Annotated in this window: 17 protein-coding genes, 2 tRNA genes and 1 other RNA gene; 12 read left to right on the top strand and 8 right to left on the bottom strand. The window is 72.8% G+C overall.

All coding sequences use genetic code 11. From position 1 onward, the window contains the following. Positions 1–85: 85 nt before the first annotated feature. Positions 86–2,626: a DNA polymerase III subunit gamma and tau gene (locus tag AC0B9F_RS36235; protein WP_472009839.1), complete on the bottom strand. Its 2,541-nt coding sequence runs from the start codon at positions 2,624–2,626 to the stop codon at positions 86–88. A gap of 80 nt (positions 2,627–2,706) precedes the next feature. Continuing rightward, an RNA gene (ffs, locus tag AC0B9F_RS36230) (signal recognition particle sRNA small type) lies at positions 2,707–2,805 on the bottom strand. A gap of 72 nt (positions 2,806–2,877) precedes the next feature. Here ffs and AC0B9F_RS36225 point away from each other — a divergent pair. Continuing rightward, positions 2,878–2,965: transfer RNA gene (locus AC0B9F_RS36225), tRNA-Ser, on the top strand. 212 nt (positions 2,966–3,177) lie between these two features. Here the strand turns inward: AC0B9F_RS36225 and AC0B9F_RS36220 are convergent. The 4 genes from AC0B9F_RS36220 to AC0B9F_RS36205 all read right to left on the bottom strand — a co-directional run bounded on the left by AC0B9F_RS36220 (position 3,178) and on the right by AC0B9F_RS36205 (position 7,631). Further along, entirely contained in the window at positions 3,178–3,807 is a 630-nt protein-coding gene (locus tag AC0B9F_RS36220; protein ID WP_472009837.1) for a response regulator, read from the bottom strand. Then, on the bottom strand, positions 3,804–5,012 hold the full coding sequence (locus AC0B9F_RS36215) for a sensor histidine kinase (protein ID WP_472009836.1): 1,209 nt from the start codon (positions 5,010–5,012) through the stop codon (positions 3,804–3,806). Before AC0B9F_RS36215 ends, AC0B9F_RS36220 begins: the two co-directional genes overlap by 4 nt. 78 nt (positions 5,013–5,090) lie before the next feature. Continuing rightward, positions 5,091–5,906 carry a pyrroline-5-carboxylate reductase family protein gene (locus tag AC0B9F_RS36210; protein WP_472009835.1) on the bottom strand — a complete coding sequence of 272 codons (816 nt, stop codon included), beginning with the start codon at positions 5,904–5,906 and terminating at the stop codon, positions 5,091–5,093. Between the two features lie 75 nt (positions 5,907–5,981). Next, positions 5,982–7,631, bottom strand: a complete 1,650-nt coding sequence (locus AC0B9F_RS36205) for a copper resistance CopC/CopD family protein (RefSeq protein ID WP_472009833.1) — start codon at positions 7,629–7,631, stop codon at positions 5,982–5,984. Between the two features lie 536 nt (positions 7,632–8,167). On the opposite strand from AC0B9F_RS36205, the gene AC0B9F_RS36200 reads away from it, so the two are divergent. Next, positions 8,168–8,764 carry an HhH-GPD-type base excision DNA repair protein gene (locus AC0B9F_RS36200; protein WP_472009831.1) on the top strand — a complete coding sequence of 199 codons (597 nt, stop codon included), beginning with the start codon at positions 8,168–8,170 and terminating at the stop codon, positions 8,762–8,764. A gap of 7 nt (positions 8,765–8,771) precedes the next feature. On the opposite strand, the gene AC0B9F_RS36195 is transcribed toward AC0B9F_RS36200, so the two are convergent. Beyond that, positions 8,772–10,520, bottom strand: a complete 1,749-nt coding sequence (locus tag AC0B9F_RS36195) for a helicase HerA-like domain-containing protein (RefSeq protein ID WP_472009829.1) — start codon at positions 10,518–10,520, stop codon at positions 8,772–8,774. Positions 10,521–10,627: 107 nt separating this feature from the next. Here AC0B9F_RS36195 and AC0B9F_RS36190 point away from each other — a divergent pair, with 107 nt between their 5' ends. Together AC0B9F_RS36190 and AC0B9F_RS36185 are read left to right on the top strand one after the other, a co-directional pair. Next, the gene (locus AC0B9F_RS36190) at positions 10,628–10,924 is read left to right on the top strand and encodes a type II toxin-antitoxin system VapB family antitoxin (protein ID WP_004943146.1); all 297 of its coding nucleotides are present in this window, start codon (positions 10,628–10,630) and stop codon (positions 10,922–10,924) included. Between the two features lie 133 nt (positions 10,925–11,057). Then, positions 11,058–11,693, top strand: a complete 636-nt coding sequence (locus AC0B9F_RS36185) for a LytR C-terminal domain-containing protein (protein WP_472009827.1) — start codon at positions 11,058–11,060, stop codon at positions 11,691–11,693. A 51-nt stretch (positions 11,694–11,744) separates the two neighbouring features. Here the strand turns inward: AC0B9F_RS36185 and upp are convergent, their stop codons facing one another. After that, a complete protein-coding gene (upp, locus tag AC0B9F_RS36180; RefSeq protein ID WP_472009825.1) occupies positions 11,745–12,380 on the bottom strand; it encodes a uracil phosphoribosyltransferase in 636 nt (211 codons plus the stop codon). A 163-nt stretch (positions 12,381–12,543) separates the two neighbouring features. Between upp and AC0B9F_RS36175 the strand changes: the two genes are divergently transcribed. The 8 genes from AC0B9F_RS36175 (at position 12,544) to AC0B9F_RS36140 (ending at position 17,306) form a co-directional block, all read left to right on the top strand. Beyond that, positions 12,544–12,744, top strand: coding sequence for a hypothetical protein (locus AC0B9F_RS36175; RefSeq protein ID WP_472009904.1), 201 nt, complete (start codon positions 12,544–12,546; stop codon positions 12,742–12,744). A 392-nt stretch (positions 12,745–13,136) separates the two neighbouring features. Then, positions 13,137–13,670, top strand: a complete 534-nt coding sequence (locus AC0B9F_RS36170) for a tRNA adenosine deaminase-associated protein (RefSeq protein WP_472009823.1) — start codon at positions 13,137–13,139, stop codon at positions 13,668–13,670. Between the two features lie 59 nt (positions 13,671–13,729). After that, on the top strand, positions 13,730–14,161 hold the full coding sequence (tadA, locus tag AC0B9F_RS36165; protein WP_472009902.1) for a tRNA adenosine(34) deaminase TadA: 432 nt from the start codon (positions 13,730–13,732) through the stop codon (positions 14,159–14,161). Positions 14,162–14,206: 45 nt separating this feature from the next. Further along, positions 14,207–14,291, top strand: a tRNA-Ser gene (locus tag AC0B9F_RS36160). 189 nt (positions 14,292–14,480) lie between these two features. Beyond that, positions 14,481–14,660, top strand: coding sequence for a hypothetical protein (locus tag AC0B9F_RS36155; RefSeq protein ID WP_472009821.1), 180 nt, complete (start codon positions 14,481–14,483; stop codon positions 14,658–14,660). 15 nt (positions 14,661–14,675) lie between these two features. Next, positions 14,676–14,969: a Dabb family protein gene (locus AC0B9F_RS36150; RefSeq protein ID WP_472009819.1), complete on the top strand. Its 294-nt coding sequence runs from the start codon at positions 14,676–14,678 to the stop codon at positions 14,967–14,969. A 187-nt stretch (positions 14,970–15,156) separates the two neighbouring features. Beyond that, complete coding sequence (locus tag AC0B9F_RS36145) at positions 15,157–16,002, top strand: RNA polymerase sigma factor SigF (RefSeq protein ID WP_472009817.1); 846 nt, start codon at positions 15,157–15,159, stop codon at positions 16,000–16,002. A gap of 386 nt (positions 16,003–16,388) precedes the next feature. Beyond that, complete coding sequence (locus tag AC0B9F_RS36140; RefSeq protein WP_472009815.1) at positions 16,389–17,306, top strand: RNA polymerase sigma factor SigF; 918 nt, start codon at positions 16,389–16,391, stop codon at positions 17,304–17,306. The last annotated feature ends 255 nt before the right edge of the window (positions 17,307–17,561 follow it).

The following is a 17,561-nucleotide window of genomic DNA, read 5'->3' as shown; positions in this document are numbered from 1 at the left end:
TTCCGAGCGGCCACGGCATCCCGCTTGGTGTTTTCCTCCGAAGGAACGGCCCTGAGCTGGGCGCTCGCGCCCGCCGCCGGACCGCTCACTCGTTGGTGAACTCCTCCACGACCGTCGCTCCGAGCTCCTTGACGATCAGCTCGTAGCCGGACAGCGCCGACTCGTTCAGGTCCGGGTCGTCGTCCTCGGGGATGTCGTCCTCGATGGACACCGGAGGCGGTTCCGGCGCCGGGGACCGCCGTACCGGCGGGGCCGACGCGGACCCCTGCGGGGACGACGCCGCTCCGGGCGACGGGGCCGCCGACTGCGCGGACGCCGGACGCTGTACGGCCGTGGCGCCGCCGCCACCGCCGCCGTAACCACCGCCGCCACCACCGCCGTAGCCGCCACCGGCGTGACCGGAGGAGCCGCCGCCGAAGCCGGACGGACCGCCGGGCTGCGGCGGGGCCGAGCCGCCCGAGGGGTCGACGACGGCCTCGATCTTCCAGTGGACGTTGAACTGCTCGGCCAGCGCCTGCCGCAGCACGTCCTCGCTGCCGCTGCCGGCGAAGTTGTCGCGGGCCCCCGCGTTGACGAAGCCGAGCTGGAGCGTGGTGCCGTCGAAGCCGGTGACCTGGGCGTTCTGGCTGAGCAGGATCCAGGTGAAGCGGCGGCGGTTCTTGACCGCCTCCAGGATGTTCGGCCACAGCCCACGCGGGTCGAGCCCGCCGGCGGCCGGGGACGCGGCGGGGGGTGCGGCCGGGGCGGCGGGAGCGGCGGGGGCCGGGGCGGCGTGACCGGTGCCGCCGCCGCCCGTGGGAGCGGGGGCGCCGGAGCCGGGGGAAGCCGCCGCGGGGCGGGCGCCGCCGCCGGCCGGGGCGGCCGTGGGCCAGCCGCCCGGACGACGCCCACCACCGGCCGAGGCGGCGGTGGGCCAGGCACCGGGAGCGGATGCCGGGGCGGGGGTGGCAGGAGGCGAGGCCGCGTCGGGGGCGGGGGGAGCCGCAGGGGTCGCGGGAGTGGCGGGAGCGGCGGGCGGGTGCTGGGCGGCGCCGGAGTCGGCAGGCGCCGCGGTGGGGCCGTGCGCGGTGGGGCCGCCGGAGGGCGCGCCCTCGGCGTCGGGTCGCACGGGCGTACCGGCAGCCTGGGCCGGAGCGGAAGCCGGGGCCTGGGCGGGGGGCGGAGCGGGAGCCTGGGCCTGCGCGGGGGCCGGAGCGGGGACGCCCGCGCCGGGACCCGGAGCCGGGACCGCGCCCGGACCGGGCACCGCGCCCGAGCCAGGGACGGCGCCCGGACCCGTACCGCCGCCGCCGCCCGAAGCGCGTACCGCCGCGCGGGCCGCCGCCGGGCCGCCGCCGGGCGGGACGGGCGCGACAGGCGCGCCGAGCGCGCCCGTCCCGCCCGCCTGGGCCCCGGGGAACGCGCCCCCGTGGGCCTCGGGCCCGGGAACGTATCCCATGGCCGGCATACCGGCGCCCGTGGAGAAGTTCACGCCGCGCTCGATGCGGTCGAGGCGGGCCATGACGGAGCGCTCGTCGCCGTAGGCGGCCGGGAGCAGGACGCGGGCGCAGATCAGCTCGAGCTGCAGGCGCGGCGAGTGGGCGCCGCGCATCTCGGTCAGGCCGTCGTTGACCAGGTCGGCGGCGCGGCTGAGCTCGGCGGCGCCGAAGGAGCGCGCCTGGGCCTGCATGCGCTCGATGACGTCGGCCGGGGCGTCGATGAGCCCCTTCTCGGCGGCGTCCGGCACGGCGGCGAGGATGACGAGGTCCCGCAGCCGCTCCAGCAGGTCGGCGACGAAGCGGCGCGGGTCGTTGCCGCCCTCGATGACCCGGTCCACGACCTCGAAGGCGGCGGACCCGTCACCGGAGGCGAAGGACTCCACGACCGAGTCGAGCAGGGAGCCGTCGGTGTAGCCGAGCAAAGAGGTGGCCATGGCGTATGTCACACCGTCCGCCCCGGCGCCGGCGAGGAGCTGGTCCATGACGGACATGGAGTCACGCACGGAACCGCCGCCGGCCCGCACGACGAGCGGCAGGACGCCGTCCGCGACGGGGATGTCCTCCTTCTGGCACACCTCGCCGAGGTACTCGCGCAGCGTGCCGGGGGGGACCAGGCGGAAGGGGTAGTGGTGGGTCCGCGACCGGATGGTGCCGATGACCTTCTCGGGCTCGGTGGTCGCGAAGATGAACTTCAGATGCTCCGGGGGCTCCTCGACGACCTTCAGAAGCGCGTTGAAGCCGGCCGACGTGACCATGTGGGCCTCGTCGATGATGTAGATCTTGTACCGGCTGCGGGCGGGGCCGAAGAACGCCTTCTCGCGCAGGTCACGGGCGTCGTCCACACCACCGTGGGAGGCGGCGTCGATCTCGATGACGTCGATGGACCCGGGGCCGTTGCGCGCGAGGTCCTGGCAGGAGTGGCACTCCCCGCACGGGGTCGGGGTGGGGCCCTGCTCACAGTTGAGACAGCGGGCCAGGATGCGGGCGCTGGTGGTCTTGCCGCAGCCGCGGGGACCGCTGAACAGGTACGCGTGATTGACCCGGTTGTTCCGCAGCGCCTGCTGCAGCGGGTCGGTCACATGCTCCTGCCCGATGACCTCCGCGAAGGTCTCCGGTCGGTAGCGGCGGTACAGCGCGAGAGACGACACGCTTACGAGGTTATAGGCGCCCACTGACAACGGGCTCCGCCCGCAGAACCGGAAGCCGTCCCGCACCACCGGACCCGGCGAACGCAAGCGCCCCCCACGCACCCGCCAGAGCCGACCTACCCTTGCTGCCTTCCGGCCCTGGGGGAGTTCAGTCAGATAGCGCCGCGTGAGGGGCTGCGCACAGCGTACCCGATGCGGGCCAGGGGGAACGAGTTCGCGAGCACCCTCCTCGGTCATGTAATGTTCCTGGCGGAGGATTCGCCTAGAGGCCTAGGGCGCACGCTTGGAAAGCGTGTTGGGGGCAACCCCTCACGAGTTCGAATCTCGTATCCTCCGCCAGTGCCTCACCGGGCACGATGTCGAAGGGCCCCACCGTTCGCGGTGGGGCCCTTCGACGTATCCGTGCCGGCTTCCGCCTCCGTCGGTTTTCCCTGCGGAGCGTGACTGCGGTCACATACGCGGGGGCGGTGCCGGGCGGACCGTACGGCGTGCGCCGCCGGCCCGGACGCTCGACGCAGCCGCCGTGGTCACGGGCTCACAGGCCCGCACGCTCACGGGACCAGCCTGCGTTCCTTCGCCGTCGCCACCGCGCCCGAGCGGGTGTCGACGCCGAGCTTGTCGTAGATGCGGCGCAGATGGGTCTTGACCGTGGCCTCGCTGATGTGGAGGGCGCGGGCGATGTCGCGGTTGCCGAGGCCGCGGGAGAGGTGGGTGAGGATGTCCCCCTCGCGGGGGGTGAGCGCGGGGGCCGGGTTGCGCAGGTGGGCCATGACGCGGCCGGCGACGGGGGCGGACAGGGTGGTGCGGCCCTGCGCGGCGGAGTGGATCGCGGCGAACAGTTCCTCGGGGCGTTCGGCCTTGAGCAGGTAGCCGGTGGCGCCGGCCTCGATCGCGCGGGTGATGTCGGCGTCCGTGTCGTAGGTGGTGAGGACCAGCACGTGCGGGGCGGCCGGCTCCGCGGCCAGGCGGCGCGTGGTCTCCACGCCGTCGATGCCCTCGCCGAGCTGGAGATCCATCAGGACGACGTCCGGGCGCAGTTTGCAGGCCAGGGCGATCGCCTCCTCTCCGCTGCCGGCCTCGCCGATCACCTCGATGGCGGGGGCGCTGCCCAGCAGGGCGAGCAGCCCGGCGCGGACCACGGCGTGGTCGTCGCAGACCAGGACACGGACGGTGGTGCTCATACGGGCGGCTCCAGGGGGATCGCGGCCGACAGCACGGTGCCCTCGCCCGGGGTCGACTCGATGGTCAGGGTGCCGCCCAGCTGGCGCAGCCGGGCGCGGATCGCGGGCAGGCCGTGGCCGCGGTCGGAGCCGGCCGGCCGTTCACCGGTCGCGGAGGCGTCGAAGCCGCGGCCGTCGTCGGCGACGTCCAGGACGATCTGGTCGTCCAGGCAGGTCAGGGTCAGTGTCGCGGTGCGGGCGCCGGCGTGTTCGCGGACGTTGGCGAGTGCGCCCTGGGCGATGCGCAGCAGCGCCGACTCGGCCAGGGCGGGCAGCGGGTGCGCCGGGGTGCCCTCCGTGTGCACGCGGACCGTCAGTTCCCCCTCGCCCGCGCGTTCGGCGACCGCCCGCAGGGCCGTGACCAGTCCGCCGCCCTCCGCCAGGTCCGCCGGGGCCAGGTCGTGCACGAAGCGGCGGGCCTCGGCGAGGTCCCGTTCGGCGACGGAGGCGGCTGTGCGGACGTGGGTGCGGGCCGTGGCGGGGTCGGTGTCCCACAGCCGGTCGGCGGCCTGGAGGAGCATCCGCTGGCTGGACAGGCCCTGGGCGAGGGTGTCGTGGATCTCCCGGGCGAGCCGCTCGCGTTCGGCGAGGGTGCCCTCGCGGCGTTCGGTGGCGGCCAGTTCGCGGCGGGTGCGGATCAGGTCGTCGATCAGCGCGTGCTGACGGCGCGCCTGGCGCTCCATGACGACGAACACGGCCGTGGCGATCGCGGCGACGGCCGGCGGCGCGAGCAGCACGTTCGGGTCGGCCCAGCCCGCCAGTCGCAGCTGGGCGGCGACGACGAGCGCGGTGAGCCCGGCGACGAGGACGATCGCGGCGCGCGGCGGCAGGGTGCGCAGCCCGGTGTAGAAGAGGGGCACCGCGCACCAGGCGAAGCTGGGGGCGAGCGTCACCAGCAGTGCCCAGGCCGCGACCACCGCGGTCAGCCAGGCCAGCCGGCGTGCGGTGAGGCGGGCACCGAGGGCGGGACCGAGGACGTAGAGCAACGCGAGGAAGAGGGACAGGGCCAGCACCCAGGGGGTGCGGGGCTCGCCGGGGTGGCGCAGCAGGAAGCGGGCCAGCGAGGCGCCGAGCAGCACGAAGAACGCCGTGTGCATGATCACGGCGAGGGTGCGGGTGCCGGGATCGCCCCGCAGTCCGGACGCGGCCGCGGCCGTGGGGTCCATGACCGTCCCTCACCTCCCCGGTACGCCGCTGAACTGGGCAAACACCTTCATTGTCGCCCCGCCCCGGCGCCTTGGGGGTCATCCGATCGGCTGACTGCCGTTCCCCAGTTCCCGTGCCCGCCGCGCCGCCCGCCGCAGCGCGGTGACGAGGATGCCGTGCAGGTCGTGCTCCTGGAGGGCGAGGATGCCCTGTTCCGTCGTGCCGCCCGGCGTCATGACGGAGCGGTAGACCTGCTCGGGGTCCTGCCCGGTGCGTTCCAGCAGGTCGGCGGTGCCGCGCAGCACCTGGCAGGCGAGGTCCAGGCCCTGCTCGGCGGTGAAGCCGGCGGCCTCGGCGAAGTCGCGGAACGCCGCCGCGATGTACGCCACGAACGCCGGCCCGCCGCCGGTCAGGGCCGTCGCGTCGTCCAGCAGCGCCTCGTCGGAGACGGCGAGCACCCGGCCGATCGAGCCGAGCACTCCTTCGGCGCGGGCGGCCTCGGCGGGCGCCACACCGGGTCCGGCGCACAGCACGGTCATGCCCTGGGACACCTGGGAGGCCACGTTCGGCATGGCCCGTACGACGTGCGGGGCGCCCAGCCGCCGGCTCAGCGTGGCGATCGGCACGCCCGCGATCACCGACACGACGGTCACCTCACGGAACGTGCCGGGCGCCGTGGCGTCGGCGAAGGACTCCAGGGCCTGCGGCGGAAGGGCGAGGAGGACCAGGTCACCGGGCAGGGGCCGGTACTCCGGCGCCGTCTCGAGCCCTTGTGCCCGCAGTGCCGCCGCCCGCTCCTCGGCCGCCTCGACCACGGTCAGCGGCACGTCCGGCATGGTCGCCCGCAGCCCTTGGACGAGCACGGACCCCATGTGTCCGGCTCCGACGACGACGATGCGCTGGTGCGAGGGCATGCCCCCAGCCTCCCCGGCGCCGGGCCGCCGCGCGCCCGCGCGTGCTCCGACCGGGTGCCGCGCCCGGCCCGGCCGTCACCGCGCGACCTCCACCGGACGTATCTCGCTGATCTGGTCGGTCTCCGACACCCGCACCGTCACCTTCATCGTCCAGGTGCCGGCCAGCGGCAGGGTGACCCGGTCGGCCGTCCAGTAGCCGCCCCGGTCGGTCACCCGGGCGTCGATGGGGCCGATCCGCTGCGCGGGCAGGGTGAAGGACACCCGCAGTTCGGGTACGGCAGCCAGACCGCCGTCGGGGCCGTAGACGACCGCCTGCACGGAGTTGTCGCCGACCCGGCCCGCCTCCAGCGTGACCTGCACCTTGCCGTGGACGCCCGGGGCGCCGACGTCGAAGGGCACGTCGGTGACCGAAGCGCCGGGCAGTCCGGGTACGGCGGCCTCAGCCGCGGCCCGCCCCGGGGCCGTACCGGCGAGCACCGTCGAGACCAGCACGACGACAAAGCCGAGACCCGCCTCGACGGCCACGGCCCGGCGCAGCCGCTGCCGCCCGGCCACCGGCGGACTCGGCGCCCCGCCCACCACGACCGGCACCCGCTCCGGCACCACGACCGCCGCCCGCAGCCGCCCGGCGCACTGCCGCGCACACGCCGCCCCCGCCAGCAACAGACTCACGACCACCAGCTTGACCAGCAGCAACCGCCCGTACGCGGTACCGGTGAGCGCAGCGAAGGACCCCAGACCGCGCCAGGACTGGTAGACACCGGTCCCCACCAGCACGGCCACGCACCCGAAGGCGATCCGCGAGAACCGCTCGACGGCCGGCGCCGGCACCTCGCGCGTCCACAACAGCGCCACCAGCCCGCCCAGCCACACCGACATCGCGAGCAGATGCAGTACGGCCGAGACGACCGCGACGGGAACCTGCGTCCCGGCACCGGAGTGCTCCACGAGCGCCCAGGTCAGAGCCAGGCCGACGACGACAGCGGCGCCCACCGTCCGCCCTGCACGCCCCCACTGCCGCCTGCGCAGCAGCACCGCGGCCGCCGCCAGCAGCCCCAGCCGCGCCCCCAGCGCGAGCCCCGGCCGCGTGGTCAGCGTCCGCCCCGCCCCCGCCGGTTCGAGGACCGAGGACAACCCGGTGCCCGCCTCGTAGGGAGCGCGCAGGAGCAGCAGGACGACGGTGGCGCCGGCCAGTGTCCACGCCCCCGCCGTCGCCGGAGCGCGCGCCGCCCCCGGCGACACCGCCCGGAACACGCCCCCGCCGACGAGCAGGGCGAGGCCCAGGCAGGCGGCACAGCGGGCAAGGTCGTACACCGCGCCGGTGGCCCGGTCCTCGGTCGTGCCGGTGTCCAGGGGAGCGGGGGTGCGGGCGCCGACGGAGAACGTGAAGGCGCCGGAGACGGGGTGGCTGTCGGCGGACACCACCCGCCAGGCCACGGTGTACGTGCCCCGCCCCAGCCCGCCCGGCAGAGCGACGAACACCGTGTCGGAACGCCCAGGGACATGCCCTGCCTCGCCGGTGCGCAGCCGGTGGTTGCCGGGGTCGAAAACGCGGAAGGAGCCGTCGAGCAGGGCCACGGACTCGGTGAAGGTCAGCGTGAGCCGGTCCGGGGCCGTCGCCAGCACGGACCCGTCGGCAGGGTCGGTGTCCCGCAGCGCGGCATGCGCAAAGGCGACCCCCGCGCCACCCCCCAGGAACAACGCCAGCAGCAAACCAAGCAGCACGGCCCGCCCCACCCGCCGCCCGCCACCGCCCACGCACCCGCTCCCCTCCCACCGGCACCCCTCACGCACAGGTACGCGCACGAGAACGAAATCGCTCACCGCCCCCGCGCGCCACGACGGCGTTGCACCCGCAGACGGCGGCGAGGGGCCGGGGTGGGGGGTGTCCGCCCGCAGCGGCCGGCACCGACCAACAGCGAGCGCGTCGGAAACGGACGGCCGGACCGAGGACGGACACCCCCCACCCCGGCCCCGACCCACAACGAACAGAAGGCGCGACAGCAACCACCCACCGGACCGCAACGGGCCGCCGCAGGCATCAAAGGGGCGCGGGGAACGGCGCGACCAGCCACAACGAACCCGCAGACAAACGACGACCCAGCGCCGCAGGCACCCGGCGCCGCAGGCACCCGCACCCGACACACGCCCCGGCGCCGCAGGCAACCGCGACCAGCCACAACGAAACCCGCAGACGAAACACAACCCAGCGCCGCAGGCACAACGCGCCGACCCACCCCCCACACGACATCATCGAAGACATGGACGTCACCCTGCACCTCGCCCAGGACGCCAACGCCGACGCGCTCCTCGGCCGCTCACCGCTCGCCGCGCTGATCGGCATGCTGCTGGACCAGCAGATCCCGATGGAGTGGGCGTTCAAAGGCCCCCGCACCATCGCCGACCGCCTCGGCGCCGACGACCTGGACGCTCACGACATCGCCGCCACCGACCCGGAGGCCTTCGCCGCCGTGCTCTCCGAGAAGCCGGCCGTGCACCGCTACCCGGGCTCCATGGCCAAGCGCATCCAGCAGCTGTGCCAGTACCTCGTCGACCACTACGACGGCAACGCCGAACTCGTCTGGAAGGGCGTCGGCGACGGCCGCGAGCTGCTGCGCCGCCTCGAGGAACTCCCCGGCTTCGGCAAACAGAAGGCACAGATCTTCCTCGCCCTCCTCGGCAAGCAGCTCGGCGTACGCCCCGAGGGCTGGCAGGAGGCCGCCGGCAGCTACGGCGAACCGAAGTCCTTCCGCTCGGTCGCCGACATCACCGGCCCGGAGTCGCTGGCGAAGGTGCGCGCCCACAAGCAGGAGATGAAGGCCGCGGCGAAGGCGAAGAAGCAGGCGTCCACCGGTTGAGCAGGCGCTACCGCCTCCGCCGCGCCGTACCGAAGAGGGACCGCGTGATCTCGCGGCCGATCTGCGTGCCGACGGAGCGCGCAAGAGACTTGAACATCCCGCTGCCCACGACCTGCTCGATCACCGAAGGCTCCTCCCGCGACGACTCCCCCCGCGCCCCCCGCGTCTCCGCCCCCCGCCTCTCTCCCCGCCGCGCCTCCGGCGCCTCCTGGTGACTCTCGGACGCCCCACCCCCCGCAGCCCCCGCATCCCCCGCATCCCCCGCCTCCCCCGCCTCCCCCGCAGCCGTCAGCTTCTCGTACGCCGACTCGCGGTCCACAGCCTGTGCATAACGCCCGTACAGCGGCGAGGACGTCACCGCCCGTTCGAGGGCGGCCGTCTCGTAGGGCGCCATCAACGACTCCGGCGCGCGCAGCCGCGTCGCCGCGACCGGCGTGGGCGCGCCCTTCTCGCTCAGCACCGTCACCACGGCCTCCCCGGTGCCGAGCCCGGTGAGCAGCTCCTCCAGGTCGTACGCGGAGTCCGGAAAGGTCCGCACGGTCGCCTTCAGCGCCTTGTCGTCATCCGGTGTGAAGGCCCGCAGCGCGTGCTGGACGCGGTTGCCGAGCTGGGCGAGGACGTCGGACGGTACGTCCTTCGGGGTCTGCGTGACGAAGAAGACGCCGACCCCTTTCGAGCGAATCAGCCGCACGGTCTGCGTGATCGACTCCAGGAACGCCTTCGAGGCGTCGTGGAACAGCAGATGCGCCTCGTCGAAGAAGAACACCAGCTTCGGCTTGTCGGCGTCGCCGATCTCCGGCAGGTCGTGGAAGAGATCGGCGAGCAGCCACATCAGGAAGGTGGAGAACAGCTGCGGCTTGTCCTGCACGGCGGCCAGCTCCAGTACGGAGACGACGCCCCGCCCGTCCGACGCCGTACGCAGCAGTTCGCTCGTGTCGAACTCGGGCTCGCCGAAGAAGTCGGCCATGCCCTGCGCCTCGAAGGCGGTCAGGGAGCGCAGGATCACTCCGGCGGTGGCGGTGGACAGCCCGCCGATGTTCTTCAGCTCCGCCTTGCCCTCGTCGGAGGTCAGGAAGGCGACGACCGCGCGCAGGTCCTTGAGGTCGATCAGCTCCAGGCCCTTGGTGTCGGCGTAGTGGAAGATCAGGCCGAGGGACTGCTCCTGGGTCTGGTTGAGCCGCAGCACCTTCGACAGCAGCACCGGGCCGAAGCTGGTGACCGTGGCCCGCACGGGGATGCCGTGCCCCTGGCCGCCGAGCGCGTAGAACTCCGCGGGGAAGCCGGTCGCCGTCCACTCCTGGTGGACCTCGGCCGCGCGGGAGCGGACCTTGTCGCCCGCGAGTCCGGGCGCGGCGATGCCGGACAGGTCGCCCTTGACGTCGGCGAGGAAGACGGGGACGCCCTGCGCGGACAGCTGCTCGGCGATCAGCTGGAGCGTCTTGGTCTTGCCGGTGCCGGTGGCGCCGGCGACCAGGCCGTGACGGTTGAGCACGGGCAGCGGGATGCGCACCGGCGCGTCCGGCTGACAGGCGCCGTCCCACAGCAGGGCGCCGAGGTCCAGCGCGGGACCGGTGAAGGCGTACCCGGCGGCGATCCCGGCGGCTTCGGCGGGGAGCGGGGAAGGGTGGGGGGACGAGGGCGAGGAAGGGGGCGGGGAAGGGTGCGGGGAGGGGGCGTCACCCGAACGGGGGTAAGGGGAGGGGGCGTTCGCGCCTGCCGCGCCGGTCTCGTCGCCGGTCTCGTCGCTGGTGCTCATCGGCCGACCCCTCGTTTCCGTTTCGCCCTGCTATGCAACATCTTTTCCAGCGTCGCACTCCCCCTCCATGGCTGCGCCCGGAACGTCGGGACCGGTAGGCTTTCCGTGTGATCTTCAAGCGCATCGGAAACGGCCGGCCGTACCCCGACCACGGCCGGGAAAGCACCCGGCAGTGGGCGGACGTCGCGCCGCGCCCGGTCCGCCTCGATCAGCTGGTGACCACCAAGCAGCAGCTCGACCTGGAGACCCTGCTCGCCGAGGACTCGACGTTCTACGGCGACCTCTTCGCGCACGTCGTGAAGTGGCAGGGCGACCTGTACCTGGAGGACGGTCTGCACCGCGCGGTCCGCGCCGCGCTCCAGCAGCGCCAGGTGCTGCACGCGCGCGTCCTGGAACTGGACTGACGAGCGCCCGGGAGCGGTGACCGACCCGACGGAGGGACTCCGTCCGGTTACGGTTTGGCCCTTTCGGGTTCTCCTGGGCGGATCGAATGATCATCTAGTAGGAATCACCGCCCGGGCGCACTACGCTGCGCCCATGAGCATGCTGACTCCCCCCGGCATGGGCGGTAAATACCGGATCACGGGAGACAAGTACCCGCGCATGCGCCCCCCGCGGCGCCGCGGCAGGCTCGTGTTCCTCGCCGTCGCCTGCGCCGCCGCGCTCGGCCTGATCGGCTGGGGCACGCTGCAGCTCATCGACGTCTTCACCGGCGGCGGCAAGAAGACCACGGCGGCCGGCACCAAAGCGGCCTGCGCGGCCCGGGCGAGCGCCTCGCCCGGGACCACCGCCACGCTGCCGGCGCCGGGTCAGATCACCGTCAACGTGTTCAACGCGACGCCCCGCAGCGGGCTCGCCAAGCAGACCGCCGACGAGCTGAAGAAGCGCGGCTTCCGCGTCGGCGAAGTGGGCAACGCGGCCAAGCAGTACGACAAGAAGGTGCCCGGCGCCGCGGTGCTGCTGGGCCCGGCGTCGTCCCTGAACAGCTCACTGCCGGTACTCGCCACGCAGCTGGCCGGCGCCGAGCGCCGCACCGACGCCGCCCGCAAGGGCCCGGCGGTCGACCTCATCCTCGGCAACGCCTTCAAGTCCCTCGACGCCAAGCCGGCCGCCGACCAGGCCCTGACGAAGCTGAGGACGCCGGCGGCGACCGGGACGAAGAAGGGCTGCTGAACGCTCCGCCGGACGGCGGTGCTCAGCAGCCCCTACGTTCCGCGCCCGGTGTTACTCCGCTGCGCCGTACAGCCGGTCGCCCGCGTCGCCGAGGCCCGGGATGATGTAACCGTGCTCGTTGAGGTGGTCGTCGACCGCGGCCGTGACCACCGTGACCGGCGCACCGGCCAGTTCGCGCTCCATGATCTCGACGCCCTCGGGCGCGGCCAGCAGCACGACGGCCGTGACGTCGTCCGCGCCGCGCCTGATCAGCTCGCGGATCGCGACGACGAGGGTGCCGCCCGTGGCCAGCATCGGGTCCAGGACGTACACCTGGCGGCCGGAGAGGTCCTCGGGCATCCGCGTGGCGTAGGTCGAGGCCTGCAGCGTCTCCTCGTTGCGGATCATGCCGAGGAAGCCCACCTCGGCGGTCGGCAGCAGCCGGACCATGCCGTCCAGCATGCCGAGGCCGGCCCGCAGGATCGGCACCACCAGCGGACGCGGCCGGGCCAGCTTCACACCGGTGGTCCGGGCCACGGGGGTCTGGATGTCGACCGCCTCGGTGCGCACGTCCCGGGTCGCCTCGTAGGCGAGCAGGGTGACCAGTTCGTCGGCGAGCCGGCGGAAGGTCGCGGAGTCGGTGCGCTGGTCGCGCAGCGTGGTGAGCTTGTGGGCGACCAGGGGGTGGTCGACGACGTGGAGACGCATGTCCACAACAGTAACCGGGCGCACCGGCCGCAGCGTCCGCACGCTGCGTGAGCCTTTGCGGATCGTTTTCTTCCGCCTGCTGGCATCGGACCGCATGCCGGAGGGAAGGTGGGGGAGACGGACCGGGGGTGGTGAAATCATGGCTGACCTGTCTGAACCCGACATGCCCGACCGCACGTCCCGCAACGCACCCGAGCCCCCGCAGCGGGACTCGCCCGAGACCGACACCGAGCGCCGCCGCCGACGCGCCCAGTTCCTGCGGGACCTGGCCGAGGCGCGGGAGCTGCGCGACCGGGTGCAGCCCCGCCGCGCCAAGGCGGCCCGGCTGCGCCACGCGATGCGCATGCGCACGTTCCGCTGGTGAGCCGCGCGAGCGGACCGGCCTGTTCCGGCCGTGACCGGCGCGTGCCCACCGCCCGCTGCCTGCCGACCGCGCGGACGCGTCGCGGATGCGGGCCGCACGCGGGAAGATCCGTGGGCCGTACGCGCGTTGCCGGGGTGGACGCGCGGAGGAGATGTGAAACCCGCGTACGATCCGCAGGTGGTGGCAACGAGTGTGCTGGTGAGTCCGGACGGACGTGCCCGCGGGCCCGCGTGCAAAACTGCCGGACACAGGGAGCCGAAGACGTCCCCTGAACGCCTTGTTTCTGCCACGATTCCGAGTGGGTGGGGCTCGGAGCCCGAGCTTCTCCCCGTCCCTGACCTCCGCCGGGGGGACCCCCAACCGGCACGCCTAAGACCAGTGGGAGAGTCACGGTGTACTTCACCGCACTGCTCGCGCGCACCGAAGACGGGTGGGAAGCGAGCGACACAGAGCTCGACGATGTGGAGACCCTGTCGGATCTGGCCGACCTGGCCCGGGAATCCTCTCCCGACGAGGACACGGTGCTCGTCCTGATCGAGCAGGAGGACGCGTGGTTCGGCGTCGTCCGCGTGGACGGCGAGGAGGACCCCCGGGTCTTCGTCTCGAACGCCGCCGTCGCCGCCCGCAGCTCCTACGGCGAGCTGCTGCTCACCGACGAGTTGCTGGGCCGGGAGCCGGGTGGTGACGACGACACCGACCTGGACTCCCTGGACCTGGACGGCACCGAGGACGGCGAGCCCGAGGAAGCCGTCGCCAAGGACGAGGACGGCGGCGCCGACGCCATGCCGAACGGCCCGGTGGGCGACGCCGGGCTCCTGGACGACCTGGGCGTCAGCGGCAAGGAGCTGCTGGCCCTGGACGGCGACGCCCTGTCGGAGATCACGGACGCCCTGGGCGCCCCGGACATCCTGGAGGCCGTGCGCTGACCGTCCCGTACGACACCACGCCGGCCCCGGACCCGGTGCGCGACCCCTGGCGGCCCGCGATGCGGCTCGCCCTGGACGAGGCGGAGCGCGCCGCCCGGAGCGGTGACGTGCCCGTCGGCGCGCTCGTGCTCGCGCCCGACGGCACGAGCGTGCTCGGCACCGGGCACAACGAGCGCGAGGTCACCGGCGACCCGACCGGGCACGCCGAGATCCTCGCGATCCGGCGGGCGGCCGAGCGGCTCGGGGAGTGGCGGCTGACCGGCTGCACGCTCGTGGTGACGCTGGAGCCGTGCACGATGTGCGCGGGCGCGATCGTCCAGTCCCGGGTGGACCGTGTCGTCTACGGCGCCCGGGACGACAAGGCGGGCGCGGCCGGTTCGCTGTGGGACGTGATCCGCGACCGGCGGCTCAACCACCGGCCCGAGGTGATCGAGGGCGTGCTGGCGAAGGAGTGCGCGCAGCAGCTCACGGCCTTCTTCCGCGCGCGCTGAACACCGATTTCTGAGCACGGGCCGGTGTGCTGTAAGGTCTCCCTCGGTAGCGTGTCCGAGCGGCCGAAGGAGCTCGCCTCGAAAGCGAGTGTGGCGCAAGTCACCGAGGGTTCAAATCCCTCCGCTACCGCTGACAACACCCTCTGACCGTGGGATCACGGACAGGGGGTGTTCTGCTGTGCGGGTTCTGCTGGTGCGGGTTCTGCTGTGCGGGTTCTGCTGTGTCCCGCGGGCTGTTGGTCCTCAAATACGACGTGAAGTTACACTCACCGCCGGCAACAGGGGACCCTCGGGACACATCGGTGACAGGGAGGCCGCGATGGCGGTGAACGCGAAGAAGATCGCCGTCTATGCGCTCGTGGTCTTCGTCCTGTACCTGATCATCACGGACCCCGCCAAAGCCGCGGACTACGTCCAGATAGGGTTCGAGGGCATATCGGACGCCGCCAAGGCCATCGGTGACTTCATGACGTGGGTCGCCCATGGAGGCAAGGGCTGACACCCGGGAGTACCCATGATCCGCCACCTGGTTCTCTTCAAGCTCAACGAGGGCGTCGAACGCGACGACCCGCGAGTCGTCAAGGGCGTCGAGGCCTTCGAGGCGCTCGACAGCAAGATCGACGACATCCGCTTCTGGGAGCTGGGCTGGAACATCAGCGACCGCCCCATCGCCTACGACTTCGCGATCAACTCCGGCTTCGACGACGCCGACGCGCTGCGCCGCTACGTCGAGCACCCCGAGCACCAGGCGGGCGTGGCCCTGTGGCACGAGTTCGCCACGTGGGTGATCGCCGACTACGCGTACTGAGCCACCCGGCACCCGCGCCGACAGCCCCGCACCCGTCATGGGTGCGGGGTTTTGGCATTTTATGCCCCACCTCTTACCTCAACACGTAGATATGCGGTGCTTGCACACAGTGGACATGTCTTGTGATGCTATGACCGCTTTTGACGGATGAGTTGACGGATGAATTGACGGATGAGTTCTCGGATGAGTGACGGATGACGAGGTGGAGTTGACCGTGCCGGCCAGTACTGCGCCTCAAGCACCCCCCCAGGACGCCGCCCCGCGGCGCAGCCGGGGCGCCGACACCCGGGCCCTCACCCAGGTGCTCTTCGCGCAGCTGAAGGAGCTCACGCCGGGCACCCCGGAGCACAACCGCGTGCGCGGGGCGCTGATCGAGGCCAACCTCCCGCTCGTGCGCTACGCCGCCGCCCGCTTCCGCTCCCGCAACGAGCCGATGGAGGACGTCGTCCAGGTCGGCACCATCGGACTGATCAACGCCATCGACCGCTTCGACCCCGACCGGGGCGTGCAGTTCCCGACGTTCGCGATGCCCACGGTCATCGGCGAGATCAAGCGGTACTTCCGCGACAACGTCCGCACCGTCCACGTACCGCGCCGGCTGCACGAGCTGTGGGTGCAGGTCAACAGCGCCACCGAGGACCTGACCACCGCGTTCGGGCGCACCCCGTCCACCGCGGAGATCGCCGAGCGGCTGCGCATCAGCGAGGACGAGGTGCTGTCCTGCATCGAGGCCGGGCGGTCGTACCACGCGACCTCGCTGGAGGCCGCGCAGGAGGGCGACGGGCTGCCCGGGCTGCTCGACCGGCTCGGCTACGAGGACCCGGCGCTGGACGGCGTCGAGCACCGCGACCTCGTCCGGCACCTGCTGGTGCAGCTTCCGGAGCGCGAGCAGCGCATCCTGCTGCTGCGGTACTACAGCAACCTCACCCAGTCGCAGATCAGCGCCGAGCTCGGGGTCTCCCAGATGCATGTGTCGCGGCTGCTGGCGCGCAGTTTTCAGCGGTTGCGGTCGGCGAACCGGATCGAGGCGTAGCCGCTCCGCGGGGGGTGGGTGGGTCTGAGGGGTCTGGGGGGGCTGGGGGGGGCTGGGGGGGGTGGGTCTGGTTCGGGGTGGGGCGTTTTCGTCACCCGTTTGCGCTACCGGCGCACAACCGAATGCCGGATCGAGCCGTCACCGTCGCGAGCGAATCGCTCATCAGCGCTGATGGCCGTGTTTTCGGGCCGACAGACCGTCAGGCCGCCTGTTTCCAGGGGCGTTTCGCGTCTCGCATGTCGACATGTCACTACGGCGCGTTGCCGACATGTGACATTCTGCGGGAAGAGCGTTTGCCGAAGCTCCGGCTCCGGTATTCAGGTGAAGGCTGCGTTCCTTGTGTGGGAGCGTCCGCCGCGACCGTCCCGCGACCCAAAGGGGGTGGCATGTCCGCAGACCAGGGCAGCTCGAAGGTGCTCACGCTCACGAAGGGCGAGACAGCACCGGAGACGCTCGACGTTCTCGATGACGCCTCGGCCCTCGAGGCCGTGCCGGCCCCCGCCCTGCCGACGGAGCCCCCCGCGGCCCCGCCGGTCACCGGGGACATCGACACCCGCACGCTGTCCCGCTCCCTGTTCCTGCGGCTCGCCGCCCTCGACGCCAACAGCCCGGAGCGTGGTTACGTCCGGGACACCCTGATCGAGCTGAATCTGCCGCTGGTGCGGTACGCGGCAGCGCGGTTCCGCTCCCGCAACGAGCCGATGGAGGACATCGTCCAGGTCGGCACCATCGGGCTGATCAAGGCGATCGACCGGTTCGACTGCGAACGGGGCGTGGAGTTCCCGACGTTCGCGATGCCGACGGTCGTCGGGGAAATCAAGCGGTTCTTCCGGGACACGTCGTGGTCGGTGCGGGTGCCGCGGCGGCTGCAGGAGCTGCGGCTGGCGCTGACCAAGGCCAGTGACGAGCTGTCCCAGAAGCTGGACCGGTCGCCGACCGTCGCCGAACTCGCCGCCGTGCTCGGCGTGTCCGAGGAGGACGTCGTCGACGGGCTGGCGGTGGGGAACGCGTACACCGCGTCCTCGCTGGACTCGCCGGCGCCCGAGGACGACGGCGGCGAGGGGTCGCTGGCCGATCGGCTGGGTTACGAGGACACCGCGCTGGAGGGTGTGGAGTACCGGGAGTCGCTGAAGCCGCTGCTGGCCAAGCTGCCGCCGCGGGAGCGGCGGATCATCATGCTGCGGTTCTTCGCGAACATGACGCAGTCGCAGATCGGTGAGGAAGTCGGGATCTCGCAGATGCATGTGTCGCGGCTGCTTACGCGGACGTTGGCGCAGCTGCGGGACGGGCTTATCTCGGACTGAGCGTCTGCGGCGCGGTGGCTGTTCGTCTGCGGGCGCCTGGTGGCTGATCGCGCCCACGCGGCGGAGCCGCATATCGGCACAGCCCCGCGCCCCTTTTGATGCCTGCGGCGGCCCGTTGCTGTTACGTCGTGGCGTGCGTCGCGCCTGCGGTTCGTTGTGGGTCGGGGCCGGGGTGGGGGGTGTCCGTCCTCGGTCCGGCCGCCCGTTTCCGACGAACGTGCCGTTGCCCGGTGCCGGCCGCTGCGGGCGGACACC

The organism is Streptomyces sp. NPDC097129 (assembly GCF_055668065.1).
This window is presented reverse-complemented; position numbering and strand designations above follow the sequence as displayed.